10 protein-coding genes are annotated in these 13,154 nt (G+C 72.1%); 2 read left to right on the forward strand and 8 right to left on the reverse strand.

The genetic code is table 11. The features are described from left to right. The first annotated feature begins 199 nt into the window (after nt 1–199). Nucleotides 200–592, forward strand: a complete 393-nt coding sequence (locus ACWGJY_RS22075) for an SCO5389 family protein (RefSeq protein ID WP_030080104.1) — start codon at nt 200–202, stop codon at nt 590–592. A gap of 169 nt (nt 593–761) precedes the next feature. Here the strand turns inward: ACWGJY_RS22075 and ACWGJY_RS22080 are convergent, their stop codons facing one another. Next, complete coding sequence (locus ACWGJY_RS22080) at nt 762–1,811, reverse strand: LLM class flavin-dependent oxidoreductase (RefSeq protein WP_453262528.1); 1,050 nt, start codon at nt 1,809–1,811, stop codon at nt 762–764. Nucleotides 1,812–1,998: 187 nt separating this feature from the next. Here ACWGJY_RS22080 and ACWGJY_RS22085 point away from each other — a divergent pair, with 187 nt between their 5' ends. Further along, nucleotides 1,999–2,343 (forward strand): ATP/GTP-binding protein, encoded by a 345-nt coding sequence (locus ACWGJY_RS22085; RefSeq protein ID WP_453262529.1) that lies wholly within the window; start codon nt 1,999–2,001, stop codon nt 2,341–2,343. A gap of 108 nt (nt 2,344–2,451) precedes the next feature. Here the strand turns inward: ACWGJY_RS22085 and ACWGJY_RS22090 are convergent, their stop codons facing one another. The 7 genes from ACWGJY_RS22090 to mce form a co-directional block, all read right to left on the reverse strand. Beyond that, nucleotides 2,452–3,723, reverse strand: a complete 1,272-nt coding sequence (locus tag ACWGJY_RS22090) for an ABC transporter permease subunit (protein WP_453262530.1) — start codon at nt 3,721–3,723, stop codon at nt 2,452–2,454. Further along, nucleotides 3,720–5,033 carry an ABC transporter ATP-binding protein gene (locus ACWGJY_RS22095; protein WP_453262531.1) on the reverse strand — a complete coding sequence of 438 codons (1,314 nt, stop codon included), beginning with the start codon at nt 5,031–5,033 and terminating at the stop codon, nt 3,720–3,722. Before ACWGJY_RS22095 ends, ACWGJY_RS22090 begins: the two co-directional genes overlap by 4 nt. Nucleotides 5,034–5,177: 144 nt before the next feature. Then, entirely contained in the window at nt 5,178–5,951 is a 774-nt protein-coding gene (locus tag ACWGJY_RS22100) for an ABC transporter permease (protein ID WP_453262532.1), read from the reverse strand. Between the two features lie 3 nt (nt 5,952–5,954). Then, complete coding sequence (locus tag ACWGJY_RS22105; RefSeq protein ID WP_453262533.1) at nt 5,955–6,992, reverse strand: ABC transporter ATP-binding protein; 1,038 nt, start codon at nt 6,990–6,992, stop codon at nt 5,955–5,957. 168 nt (nt 6,993–7,160) lie between these two features. Beyond that, complete coding sequence (locus ACWGJY_RS22110; RefSeq protein WP_453262534.1) at nt 7,161–8,099, reverse strand: cellulose-binding protein; 939 nt, start codon at nt 8,097–8,099, stop codon at nt 7,161–7,163. A 113-nt stretch (nt 8,100–8,212) separates the two neighbouring features. Beyond that, nucleotides 8,213–12,463, reverse strand: coding sequence for a polarized growth protein Scy (gene scy / locus ACWGJY_RS22115; RefSeq protein WP_453262535.1), 4,251 nt, complete (start codon nt 12,461–12,463; stop codon nt 8,213–8,215). A 206-nt stretch (nt 12,464–12,669) separates the two neighbouring features. Next, nucleotides 12,670–13,110, reverse strand: a complete 441-nt coding sequence (gene mce / locus ACWGJY_RS22120) for a methylmalonyl-CoA epimerase (RefSeq protein ID WP_453262536.1) — start codon at nt 13,108–13,110, stop codon at nt 12,670–12,672. Between the last annotated feature and the right edge of the window lie 44 nt (nt 13,111–13,154).

The following is a 13,154-nucleotide window of genomic DNA, read 5'->3' on the forward strand; positions in this document are numbered from 1 at the left end:
CGCTGGGCCTTTACGGGGGAAATCCCCGCACCCCCGGCGTTCGCCAATGGCCGGTTGTATGTGCAATCTCCTGGTGCGGGCCTCTTGTGCGGCATACCGTTGCAGCGGGGGGTTGTGAGGCGAATACGCTCCGTCGCAAAGCCCCCAGTCCCGTCCCTAGGCCCCATCCGTCCCGGCGGGGCCGCGAGAGGAGATCCTCATGTCGCTCGACGTCTCACCGGCCCTCCTCGAACAGGCCGAGCGAGGCGAGGTCGACGAAGCCGCATTTGTCGACTGCGTCCGGACCTCCCTGCCTTACGCATGGGGGATGATCAGCTCTCTGGTGGCCCAGCTGAAGGTGGACGGCGGAGAGTTCGCCGACAACCAGACGCCGCCGCCGGACGAGCAGGCGCGTGGCCAGCTGCTGCGCGCGCTGGCGAGTGACGCCATCCGTGGTTCGCTGGAGCGGCACTTCGGTGTGCGGCTCGCCTTTCAGAACTGCCACCGCGTCGCGGTTTTCCCGCTCGACCCGGTGGTGGACGACCGACTGGCCCGCTTCACCTCCATCCGGGGTCAGCTGCTGAACCAGTCGCCCGAACTCCGCGACTGCTGAACGAAGTTGCTGCCGCTGCGCACACGGTGATCACACACACCGCGCCGGTGCGCCAGCGGCAGCACCACTCACCGGAAGCCGTCTCCGGTACAGCGCCCTGGCACCACCGCACCGCAGGCACCGGCACCCGCACGCGGCACCCGCCCACCGTCCGCCGTACCGGGCCCGGTCACTCCAGCTGCGGCAGGACTTCCGTGCCCAGCCGGCGGACGTTCTCCTCCGTCGCCGCGAGATCGCCGGAGCCTTCGACGAGCAGCGCGAACCGTGTGATGCCCGTACGCTCCGAGGTCGCCGCCAGGCGGTCCGCGCACAGCTGCGGCGGGCCGACCGGATGCAGCCCGCACAGCAGCTCCGTATAGGCCAGCGGATCCCGCATCGCGCGATAGCGGCCGTCGACCGTCACATGTGCGCCCAGGCCCTGCCGCAGCCAGCCGGGCATCGCCTTCGTCAGGGTCTCCGCAGCGGCCTCGCGGGCGTCGGCGATCTGCACCACACCGGCCGACACATGCCCGGCCGCGGCCACTTCGTCGCCGTCCCGGCCCGCCTCCCGGGCGGCCGCCCGCCACAGCGCGACCATCTCCGCTTTCTCCTCGTCGCCGCAGTGCATGCCCAGCAGCATCGGCAGCCCGCGCTCGGCGGCCGTCCGCACCGACGACGGGGAGGTGCAGGCCACCACCACCGGCGGGCCCGGGGGACCGGCTCCCAGGTCGTCCGGGTCGGTCAGCGCCTCGGACGGTCGTGGTACGACCGCTACTTCGCGGAACGTATAGCGCTCGCCCCGGGCGCCGACCCGCGGCTCCCGCAGCCAGCGCATCAGCAGATCGAGCGATTCCGGGAAGCCGTGGTCGTACGCTTCGAGCCCGGAACCGAACACCTCCAGATCGACCCAGGGGCCGCCCCGGCCGACGCCGAGCGTGAACCGCCCGTCGGAGGTGAGATGCAGCAGCGCCGCCTGCTCACCGAGGGCAACCGGATGCTGCGTCGGCAGCACACTCACCGCCGTACCCACGCCGATCCGACGGGTCCGTCCGAGCAGCAGCCCGGCCAGCGTCACCGCATTCGGGCAGACGCCGTAGGGTACGAAGTGGTGTTCCGCCAGCCAGACATCGTCGAGTCCGGCCTCCTCCGCGACCTCCGCGGAGCGCACCGCGCGGTGCAGTGCTTCCCCCTGTCCCTGACCGGGGAATTGAGCGGCCAGGATGAAAGCCCCAACGCGCATCGCTCTCTGCCTCCTCGCAGCCGACGCGACTCCCCCCTTACAGGCAACAACGTGTGACACGTGCCAAGGGCACGGCCTGACGGGAAATTTCCCGATGATCGCAGAATCCTGACGAGCGGAGTCCGCCCCTGACCGCGCCGCGTACGCTGGTGACAGCCCGTGACTCCGTACCTATCCGAGGTGTTCTGTGTCCCCGCGCCGAAACCGCCAGCACGGCGGTACGCAGCCCATCGACCGCCCGGGTGGTGACCGCTACGGCCGGATGGGGGCGCCTCCCAGTGGCGGCTGGGAGACCACCGAGGAGTGGCGCGGCGAGGACTGGGTCGTCCGGTACGTCGGCGGCGGCGGCGCGGCCAAGCACTACCGCTGCCCCGGCTGTGACCAGGAGATCCCGCCCGGGGTGCCGCATGTCGTCGCCTGGCCGCAGCACGGCGACGTCGACGACCGCAGGCACTGGCACAAGGCGTGCTGGAACGCACGGGACCGCCGCAGCGCGCGGCTGCAGCGGTCCCGGAATGCGCCCCGGTATTAGGGTCCGTCTTCATCGTTCCGTCGTGCCGTCCCGTCGTTCGCCCGAAGGGCGGGGCCGGCGTCCTGCCCGGTCCGCGGCGCCCGAGGACGCCGGTGCGGCCGGGCCGTCTCAGACGTCGCGCTTGTTGAGGACGGCGTAAGCGGATCCGAGGGTGACGGCCGTCAGGCCCGTGACGATCCACAGGGGGTCCCAGCCGGACGGGCCGGAGCTGGTGAGGGTGCTGCTGTACATCACGTTGAGCTGGCTGGGGAGCGCGTACTCCAGCAGCCAGGTCTGGATGTCCTGCAGGCTGTCCCCCCGCATGAAGATCGCCAGCACCAGCGGCAGCAGATAGACGCCGATCACGAGGGTGATCGCGCCCGCGGAGTGGCGCAGCAGGGCGCCGACGGCCAGCGAGAGCAGCCCGATCATGGCGACGAAGAGGCTCACCCCCACCGTGGCCTTGAACCATTCCGCGCCGGTCGGTGCGCTCTTCGCCAGGTCGCTGAGCATGGCGTACTGCGCGAGGGCCACCACGGTCGTGGTCACCAGGGCGACGACGAAGCTCAGGGCGAAGAAGACGATCGCCTTGGCGGTCAGGATCCGGACGCGGGACGGGCACGCCGTGAGGGTGGTGCGGACCATTCCGGTGCTGTACTCGGACGAGATCACCAGCACGCCCAGCGTGATCAGGGGGATCAGGCCCATCATCATCCCGAAGGTGCCGTAGCTCAGGAGTGAGTCGGGGCCGAGCGAGTCGCTGTGTGCGGCGATGACCGAGCCCGTCAGCAGACCGATGCCGACGGTCAGGAGGACCATCACGCCCAGCGTCCAGAGCGTCGAGCGCACCGAGCGGATCTTCGTCCACTCGGAGGCCAGCGCATGGCCGAGGTGGGTGGAGCGCACCGGGATGGGCGAGACATAGCCGCCCGCGCCGCCGGGATAGGCCTGCTGGGGGTGGGGCTGCTGGTAGTGGGGCTGGGCGGGAGGCCGGGGTGCCTGGCCCTGGCCCTGGGCAGGTGCCTGGGCCTGGAGCATCATCGTGCCCGCGTCCCTGCCCGGTCCGTGCGCCGCGAGCGGCGTGGGGGCGGCGGCCTGCTGGGCCTGGAGCATCATCGTGCCCGCTTCCCGGGCGGGCGCGGGCTGTCCGGGGGCCTGCTGGGCCTGCAGCATCATCGTGCCGGGCTCCCTGGCGGGCGCGGGCTGCTGCGGTGCCGGCTGCTGACCGGGCTGCTCCGGCCCGGCGGGCGGCGTCCGGGGCGGCAGGCCCTGCTGCTGGGGCGGTGCGGCCTGCGGTGCGGTGGGCGGCATCGGCGGCGCGGCCGGCACCGGCTGCTCCTGCGCGCCGGTGTCGTGGGGTCCGCGCTCAGGCTGCGGCTGCGGCTGCTGAGGGCTGGTCATCGGGCGTCCTCGTGGTGCGGCGTGGGCTGGTCGGCGGGGGCGGCGGGCGGTGCGACCGGGGCCATGGGCGGCATCGGCGCGGCGGGCTGCTGCCCGTACGGGTGGGATCCGCCGTAGGACTCGGGTGACCCGTACGGGTGACCTTGAGCCTGTGCGGGCGGCGGATAGCCCGGCCCCGGAGCGGCCCCGGGCGCCTGCTGGGCGTACGGATCCTGCTGGGCGTACGGATGGGGGTGCGGGCCCGGGACACCGGCCGGAACCTGGCCGGGCACACCGGGCACACCGGGCACACCGACCGGGCCGGCCGGGTAGCCCGGCCCGCCGGCAAACCCCTGCGGGGCACCCTGCGGGGCGTACCCGGCCGGGGCGCTCTGCAGACCGGCACGGGGGTCGGCCGTCGAGCGGTAGTCCACGGCGCCCTGCGTCATCCGCATATACGCCTCTTCCAGCGATGCCTGGTGCGGCGACAGCTCCCACAGCCGGACACCGGCCTGATGCGCGAGATCGCTGATGCGGGGGAGCGGCAGCCCGGTCACCCGCAGCGCACCGTCCGGCTCGGGCGCGGTCTGCCCGCCCGCCTCACCGATCGCGGTGGTCAGCTTCTCGCGCTGCTCCGGCTCGGTGTCGGGTGTACGCACCCGGGCGAAATCGGCCGAGTTGGCCGAGATGAAGGCCTTGACCGGCATGTCCGCCAGCAGTTGGCCGCGGCCGATCACGATCAAGTGCTCGGCGGTCAGCGCCATTTCACTCATCAGATGCGAGGAGACGAAGACCGTACGGCCCTCGGCCGCCAGCTGCTTCATCAGATTGCGCACCCACAGGATGCCTTCGGGGTCGAGGCCGTTGACCGGCTCGTCGAAGAGCAGCACCTGCGGGTCGCCGAGCAGCGCCGCGGCGATGCCCAGCCGCTGGCCCATCCCGAGCGAGAAGCCCTTGGAACGCCGCCCGGCGACGTCCTGCAGGCCGACCACCCCGAGCACCTCGTCGACCCGGCGGGCCGGGATGCCGGACAGCTGGGCGAGCGAGAGCAGATGCTGTCGCGCACTGCGCCCGCCGTGCACGGCCTTGGCGTCGAGCAGTGCGCCCACCTGGCGCGGGGCGTTGGGGAGGCTGCGGAAGGGCCGGCCGGCGATGGTGGCCCGCCCCGAGGTCGGTGCGTCCAGGCCCAGAATCATGCGCATCGTGGTCGACTTACCGGAGCCGTTGGGCCCCAGGAAGCCGGTCACCATGCCCGGCCGTACCTGGAACGACAGGTTGTGCACGGCCGTCTTGGCGCCATAGCGCTTCGTCAGGCCGACTGCCTCGATCATTCTCCGCCCCTCGCGAGATGGTCGGGGCAGAGGCGCCCTCGTGCCCCCGTGAGGGTTAGGAGGCTATCCGGCCGTTGACGGTTCCCGTCAATTCCCCGGGTTCCGCGCCGTTCCACGCTTCCTGCCGCCGCGTTCCCCTACGCGTCAGGCATCGCGTTTTTTGAGGAGTACGTATCCGCCGACGAGTGCCGCGGCCGTCCAGGCGATCATGATGGCCAGCCCGCCCCACGGTCCGTACGGCACATCATTGTTGGCGGGCGTCACCACTTGCATGATCTTCGAGCCCGCCTGGTCCGGCAGATAGCGGCCGATCTTCCGGGTCGCCGAGACATTCCCGAGAATGTTGGAGATCAGAAAGAAGAACGGCATCAGAATGCCCAGCGAGAGCATCGGGCTGCGCAGCATCGTGGCCACCGCCATCGAGAACAGCGCGATCAGCGTCATATAGAGCCCGCCGCCGATCACCGCGCGCAGCACGCCCGGATCACCGATGTGCGCCCGGAGATCGCCCAGTACCGACTGTCCGGCGAAGAACGTCACAAAGCTGGTCGCCAGGCCGACGACGAAGACCAGCGCGGTGGCCACGAGCAGCTTGCTGAACAGAAAGGTGCCGCGCTGCGGTACGGCCGCCAGCGAGGCGCGGATCATGCCGGTGCTGTACTCGTTCGAGACCACCAGCACCCCGAAGACGATCATCGCGAGCTGACCCAGCCCCATCCCGGCGAAGCTGATGTTGGTGGCGTCGAACGCCAGCCGGTCCCTGGCCGGCATCGACTGGAAGTCGTTGCCGGCCAGGGTGCAGATCAGCATGCCCAGCCCCACCGTGACCACGACCGCGATGCCCAGCGTCCACACCGTGGACCGCACCGACCTGATCTTGGTCCACTCGGATCGAATGACCTGCCCGACCGCCGCCATCCGTCAGCTCCTCTTCTTCTGCCAGTCGGCACCCCAGCCGGTCGGCTGCGGTTCGCCCGGCCGCGCCCCGGCCGGCTGCGGGTCTCCCGGGGGCCGCACGGCCGGCGACCCGCCGGCCTGCGCCGGCACCGGTTCGCCGTCGTGCGCGTGATACTCCACCGAATCGGCGGTCAGCTGCATGAACGCCTCCTCCAGGGAGGCCTGCTGGGGGCTCAGCTCGTGCAGCACCAGCTGATGCCGGGCGGCCAGTTCGCCCAGCCGGTCGGCGGGCACCCCGTCGACCTCCAGCGAGCCGTTGCCGACCGCCACCGCCTGGATGCCCTCGGCGTGCAGCAGATCCAGCAGCTTTTCCTGCTCCGGCGACCGCATCCGGACATACGACCGCGAGTTCTGGCGGATGAAGTCCTTCATCGAGGTGTCCGCCATCAGCCGGCCCTGCCCGATCACGATCAAGTGCTCGGCGGTCAGCGCCATCTCGCTCATGAGATGTGAGGAGACGAAGACGGTACGGCCCTGGCCCGCGAGGTTCTTCATCAGGTTGCGGATCCAGTGGATGCCTTCGGGGTCGAGGCCGTTGACCGGCTCGTCGAAGAGCAGCACCTGCGGATCGCCGAGCAGCGCCGCGGCAATCCCGAGCCGCTGGCTCATACCGAGCGAGAAGCCCTTCGCGCGCTTCTTGGCGACCGCGCTCAGGCCCACGGTGTCCAGCACCTCGCCGACCCGGCTGCGGGGGATCCCGTTGCTCTGCGCCAGACACAGCAGATGGTTGGCGGCGCTCCGGCCGCCGTGCACCGACTTCGCCTCCAGCAGCGCACCGATGTACGTCAGCGGATCCCGCAGCTGCCGGTAGTGCCTGCCGTCGATCCGGACCGTTCCCGACGTCGGGTTGTCCAGGTCGAGCATCATCCGCATGGTCGTCGACTTGCCCGCGCCGTTGGGCCCGAGGAAGCCGGTGACGATGCCGGGCCGCACGGTGAACGTGAGGTGGTCCACGGCGACCTTGTCGCCGTAATGCTTGGTCAGCCCGTCGAGCTCGATCATGTACAGCACGCTAGGCGCGCCCCGCGGCCCCTGCCACCGGGGCGGGGCCGCCCGGCTGACCCCCCGTACGCACCGCGCCCCCGCGCCGCCACACACGGCGGTACGGGGGCGCGCGGTCCGGTCGGTCCGAAACCTGCCGGCACCACCCAGCGTGAGCTGGGGGGAGGGTCAGCGGGTCTGCTGCGCGGGGACGCCGCGGGAGGTGGTCTCGTCCTCACCGGGGGCGCCGGCCGCGGCCACTGCCGCACCGGTCAGGGTCGCCAGCATCTCGCGGACATTGGTCAGCTGGGCGTTGATCGAGTCGCGGCGGTTGGTCAGCGCCGCCAGCTCGCGCTCGGATTCGCTGCGGATACGATCCGCCTTGGCGTTGGCGTCCGCCACGATGTCCTCGGCCTGACGCTGCGCGGTCTCCACCGTCTGGCGGGCCCGGCGCTCCGCGTCCGTACGCAGCTTCTCGGCCTCCAGGCGGAGCTGCTCGGCGCGGTGCTCGATCTCCGCGAGACGCTTCTCGGCCTTGGCCTGACGCGAGGCCAGGTCGCGCTCGGACTGCTCACGGCGCTTGGCGAGATTGGTCTCGAAGTCCGCGGCGGCCTGGGCCGCCTTGGCACGGGTCTCCTCGAAGAGGGAGTCCGCCTCCTCGCGCTTGGACTGCGCGTCCTTCTGCGCCTCGGAACGCAGTGTGGCCGCCTCGCCCTTGGCCTTCTCGACGATCCGGGCGCCCTCGTCCTCCGCCTTCGCCTTCCGGTCGGTGGCGAACTGCTCGGCGTCGTTACGGACCTGCTGGGCGGCCGACTCGGCCAGCTCACGGTGCTGCTCGGCGGCCCGGCGGGCCTCTTCGCGCAGATCCTTCGCTTCCTCTTCGGCGAGGCGGAGAATCTTCTCCACGCGGGCGCCGAGGCCCGCGTAGGACGGTTCGGCGTCATTGACCTGCGCCTGGGCGTTCTGCGTTTCGAGGTGCAGCTCCTCGATCCGCTTTTCCAGCGACGTGATGCGGGCCAGCGCGCTGTCGCGATCGGCGACGAGCTTCGTAATGCGGTCATCCACCTGACCGCGGTCGTACCCACGCCGCACGAGCTCGAAGCCGAAGGGGGAGGAAGTGTCGCTCATGTGGTTCCTGTCGAAGAGACCGGTGAGGTGATAAGGAGAATCCTAGGGGTCACAACGGCGTGTCATCGAGTCCTTGCCCGTTTGATCTGGAGAATGACCCCTCATTTGAGTGGCTACCCCTCAGACTGCTTGCCACTCGAACGAGTTGCCCCCGCGCCCGCGGCCGCCTTCACCCCGCCGCCCTTGCCCTCCCCGTTTCCGCCGGGTGCCTCGAACGATTCCAAGGCTTCCAGAACGTCCTGGACGCGGCTGATTTCGGCGTTGATGTCCTCGCGCCGGCGCACCAGGACCTCCAGCTCCCGCTTGCCCTCGTCCACGATCCGGGCGGCCTCCGTCTCGGCCTCGCTGCGCATCCGCTCCGCGTTGCGCACCGCCTCGGCCTTCTTGTTCTCGGCCTCCTTGATCAGACCCTCGGCCTTCTTCACCGCCGAGATCCGGACCTTGCTCGCCTCGCTGTTCGCGTCCGAGACCATCCGGTCGGCCTTCTCCTCGGCCTCCACCTGCTGGGCCGTGGCCTGCGCAATGAGCTTGTCGACCCGCTCGCCGGCGTTCTTCATCGTCTCCGCGGACTCCCGGCGGGCGCGCTCGTGCAGCTCCTCGACCTCGGACTCGATCCGCTGCCGCAGCTCCTCGGCGCGCTCCCGGATGCCGGTGGCGTCCCGGCGGGCCTCCTCCAGCAGCGTGTTCGCGTCCGTACGGGCCTTCTCCACCTGGGCATTGCCGTCCGACGTCGCCTCCACGATGAGCCGGTCGGCCTCCTTGCGGGCCGCCCCGACCATCGTGTCGGCCTGCTCCTCGGCGGCGGTGGCGGCCTTGAGCGCCTCCTCCTGGGCCCTGGCGACGAGCTGGTCCGCCTGCTCGGCCGCGTCCCCACGGCGCTTGGCGGCGTCCTTCCGTGCCTCGTCGAGCAGCCGGTCCGCCTCCTGCTGAGCCTCCGTCCGGGTCCGCTCGGCCGCCGCCTCGGCGTCCTCCTTGACCTTCGCGGACTCGTTACGGGTGTGGTTGGCGTGCTCCTGCGCGGCGGTGACCGTCTCGGCCGCATCCGCCCGCAGCCGGTCCGCCTCCGCGGTGGCCGTGGCCATCATCCGGTCCGCCTGCTCCCGGGCGTCGGCCCGGGTACGGTCCGCGTCCCGCTCGGCGTCCGCGGTCGTCTCCGCCGCCTCCGCGCGCAGCCGCTCTGCCTCGGTCGCGGCCTCCGACATCAGCTGGTCGGCCTGCTCGGCGGCGTCCGAACGCGTCTTGTTGGCCGCCTCGCGCGCCTGGTCGCCGGTCCGCTCCGCGTCCAGCCGGGCCTGCTCCAGCGCCTCGGCCGCCTCGGCCCGCAGCCGCTCCGCCGCCTCGGTGGCCTCCGCCACCAGGGACTGCGCCTGCTGCTCGCCCTCGGCCCGCAGCCGCTCGGCGGTCTGCTGGGCCTCCTGGACCGTACGGTCCGCGTCGTCCTGCGCCGAAGACGTCAGCTCGGTCGCCTCGGTGACGATGCGTTCGGCCTCCGCGCGCGCCTCGGTGATCAGCCGGTCGGCCTGCCCGGCGGCGTCGGTGCGCATCCGGTTCGCGTCGTTGCGCGCCTCGGCACGGGCCCGCGCCGCGTCCTGCTCGCCCGCCGCCAGCGCATCCGAGGCGTCCGTACGCAGCTGCTGCGCCTTGGCCGTGGCGTCCGCGACCAGCTTCTCGGCCTGCGCGGTCGCCTCCGACACCAGCCGGTCGGCCTGTTCGGCGGCCTCCGACCGCGCCGTGCCGGCATCCCGGCGCGCCTCGTCCAGCACACCGGCCGCTTCGGTGCGCAGCGCCTCGGCCTCCTCGATGGCCTCGGACACCGCGCGCTCCGCCAGGGACTTCGCGGCCTCCGTCGCCTCCTGGGCCTCCTGCCGCGCCCGCGCCGTGTCCTGCGAGGCGCGCTCCCGCTCCTCGTAGGCGTCCATGCGGACCCGGTCCGCCTCGTCCTGCGCCTCGGCCTTGGTGCGCTCCGCGGCGTGCTCGGCCGCCGAACGCAGTCCGGCGATCTCTTCACCGGCCTGCTCGTGCAGCCCCGCGACGGCGTCCCGCACCTGCTGCGCGGTCGTCTCGGCCGCCGCCACCAGCTCGCCCGCACGCCGGTCCGCCTCCTCGACCAGCCGCTCGGCCTCCTCCTGCGCCTCGCCCACCCGCGTACGGGCCGACGCCAGCAGCTCGTCGCTCTGCTCGTGCGCGGCGGTGCGCTCCTGGTGGGCCTCCTCGCGGGCCTCGCCCAGCAGCTGTTCGGCCTCCCGGCGCCGCCGCGCGGCCTCCTCCTGGGCCGCGGCCAGTGCCTGCGCCGCCTCCGTACCCGTGCGCTCGGCGGCGGTGGCCGCCTCGGCCCGCACCCGGTCCGCGGTCTCCTGCGCCTCCGCCTTCAGCCGCTCCGCCTCGGCCGACGCCTCGGTGCGCAGCCGTACCGCCACCGACTCGGCCTCGGAACGTGCCGCCGAGGCGTCCGAGGCGGCCTCCGTGCGCAGCCGTTCGGCCTCTTCCTCGGCCTGCTGCGTCAGCATCCGGCGCCGCTCGGCCGACTCCGCCTTGAGGCGGGCCGCCTCCTCCTGCGTCTCCCGGCGCAGCCGCTCCGCCTCCGCGCGGGCGCCGCGCAGCGACTCCTCGGCGGCGGTGACCTTGTCCTCCGCCTCGCTGTGCAGCCGGTCCAGCTCGGCCTGTGCGCCGGTCCGCAGCTCCTCCGCGGCCTGCTCGGCCTCCGCGCGCAGCCGCGCGGCGGACTCCTCGGCCTCGGTGGCCACCATCTCCGCGGCCTGGGCGCCCTCGGTCAGCAGCTCCTCGGCCTCCGAACGGGACCGCTCCAGCGCCTCCTCGGCCTGCCGGCGCAGCGCCGTGGCCCGCTCGATGGCCTCCGTCCGCACCCGCTCGCTCTCCGCGACGGCACCCGAACGGGTCTCCTCGGCATCGGCCTTGGCCTTGCCCAGCAGCTCCTCGGCGGACCCGGCCGCCTCCTCGATCTGCTGGACCGCCTCCCGGCGGGCCTCGCTGCGGATCCGCTCGCCCTCGGCGACCGCGTCCGCGCGCAGCTGCTCCGCCTCACCGCGCAGCCGCCGCGCCTCCTCCTGGAGTTCGGCGGTCTTGGCGCGGTACTCCTTGGTGTCGTCCTTCGCCGCGCCCTTGAGCTGGGCCGCGGTGTCATGGGCCTCCTCGCGCAGCCGGTCCGCCTCGGACTCGGCCTCCGTGCGCAGCCGTTCGGCCTCCTCGGCGGCGGCCTTGGTGGTGGCCTTGGCGTCCTCCGACGCCTTGGTCAGCACCTCCTCGGCGGTGCGCGCGGCCTTCGCGAGCTGCGCCGCGGCGTCCTCCGACGCCTGGGACCGGGCGGCCTCCTGTGCCTCGGCGACCAGCCGGTCGGCCTCCGTGCGGGCGTCCTGGCGCAGTTGCTCGGCCTCCGCCTTGAGCGCCTCGGCGTCCTTGGTGGCCTCGCCGACCAGCCGCGCGATCTCCGCCTTGGCGGTACGGGTGCGCTGCTCGTTGTCCGACTCGGCGGCGGTCAGCCGCTTGGTGGCGTTCTGCTGCGCCTCCTCGACCAGCTTCTCCGCCGCGGCGCGCGCCTCGCGCAGCGCCTTGTCCGCCTCCTGCACGCGGGCCTCGGCGGTGCGGGTCAGCTCAGCGGCCTGCCGGCGCGCCTCCTCCGACTCGGTGCCGACGCTGGTACGCAGCTGTTCGGCCTGATCGGTGGCCTCCTGGGCCTGGTTGGAGGCGGCGTTCAGCAGCCGCTCGGCGTCGGTCCGCGCACGGCGCAGGATGCTTTCCGCTTCGGCGCGGGCCTCCTCGGCCTCGGTGCCGAGCCGCTCACGGGCACGCTCGGCCAGCCGCTGCGCCTCGGCCCGCGCGGCGGCCAGCGCCTGATCGGCCTCCCTGCGGGACTCCTCCATCAGCCGGCGGGCCTGCGACTCGGTGCGGGCACGCAGCTGTTCGGCCCAGGCGACGTTCTCGTTGACATGCGATTCGACGGTCTGCCGGCGCTCGTTCAGCTCCTCGTCGAGCCGCTGGCGCCGGGTGACCGCCTCGGAGTGCAGCTCGGCCTCCAGCCGGGACTGCCGCTCGGCCTGCTCCTGCAGCAGCCGCTGGGTCTGCGCCCGTGCCTCGCGCAGCTCGCGCTCGGCGTCCGTACGCAGTTGGTCCGCCTGGATCTGCGCATTGCGCAGCAGCTGTTCGGCCTGATGACTGACGTTGTCGTAGGCAGGACGGGTCGCGAGGTTGCGGCGCGCCTCATGGAGCTTGGCGCGCAGCACCTCGACCTGATAGCCGAGGTCGTCGGCGTGCTGGACGGCCTTGTCCCGCTCGCTCTTCAGCCGCTCCATCTCGGCCTCGAACTGCGAGAGGTGGTCGTCAGCCTCGTAGCGGTCGTTGCCCCGCACTGCGCGGTCCCATCCGTCCCCTGGTCATGGTGGCGGCCGTCTCCGGTCCTGCGGTGCTCGTCCCGTACACGTCACGTCGTACCGGACTCGCCCATCGGAGCTGACCCTTCCGAAGAAATGGTGTCAGATCATCGGCAGGGTATGGACCGAGCCCCACTCCCGTACCCCGGCCGAAGCTGCACTCTACCGGCCGGGGAAGGCATAGGTCAGTGGTCTTCGGAGCCGGCGGGCGCCGCGGTGACGAGTTCGGTGAGCACTCCATGACAATCCTTGGGGTGCAGGAAGGTGATCCGCGATCCCATCGAACCCGTCCTGGGCTCGTCGTAGAGGACCCGGACGCCCTTGCCGCGGATGGCCTCGGAGTCGCCGTCCACGTCCGCCGTGCCGAAGGCGATGTGGTGGACGCCCTCCCCGTTCTTGGCAAGCCACTTGCCCACCGCGGAGTCCTCGCGGGTGGGCTCCAGGAGCTGCAGATACGAGGCTCCGCCGTCCGACGTCTCATTGATCTTGAGCATGGCTTCCCGGACTCCCTGCTCCTCGTTGACCTCGGAGTGGAACACCTCGAAGCCGTACGTGGCACGGTAGAACTCGACAGTCTTGTCGAGGTCGAAACAGGCGATCCCGATGTGGTCGATGCGCGTCAGCATGGCTCCAGTGCACCCCTCGCACGACCGGTTACGCAACGTGCGCG

The sequence above is a fragment of the Streptomyces sp. NPDC054765 genome (assembly GCF_053612065.1).

What these genes read in the sequence shown, in the direction of transcription:
- ACWGJY_RS22075 (WP_030080104.1), top strand. Translation starts at nt 200, where the DNA reads ATGTCGCTCGACGTCTCACCGGCCCTCCTCGAACAGGCCGAGCGAGGC.
- ACWGJY_RS22080 (WP_453262528.1), bottom strand. Translation starts at nt 1,811, where the DNA reads ATGCGCGTTGGGGCTTTCATCCTGGCCGCTCAATTCCCCGGTCAGGGA.
- ACWGJY_RS22090 (WP_453262530.1), bottom strand. Translation starts at nt 3,723, where the DNA reads ATGACCAGCCCTCAGCAGCCGCAGCCGCAGCCTGAGCGCGGACCCCAC.
- ACWGJY_RS22095 (WP_453262531.1), bottom strand. Translation starts at nt 5,033, where the DNA reads ATGATCGAGGCAGTCGGCCTGACGAAGCGCTATGGCGCCAAGACGGCC.
- ACWGJY_RS22100 (WP_453262532.1), bottom strand. Translation starts at nt 5,951, where the DNA reads ATGGCGGCGGTCGGGCAGGTCATTCGATCCGAGTGGACCAAGATCAGG.
- ACWGJY_RS22105 (WP_453262533.1), bottom strand. Translation starts at nt 6,992, where the DNA reads ATGATCGAGCTCGACGGGCTGACCAAGCATTACGGCGACAAGGTCGCC.
- ACWGJY_RS22110 (WP_453262534.1), bottom strand. Translation starts at nt 8,099, where the DNA reads ATGAGCGACACTTCCTCCCCCTTCGGCTTCGAGCTCGTGCGGCGTGGG.
- mce (WP_453262536.1), bottom strand. Translation starts at nt 13,110, where the DNA reads ATGCTGACGCGCATCGACCACATCGGGATCGCCTGTTTCGACCTCGAC.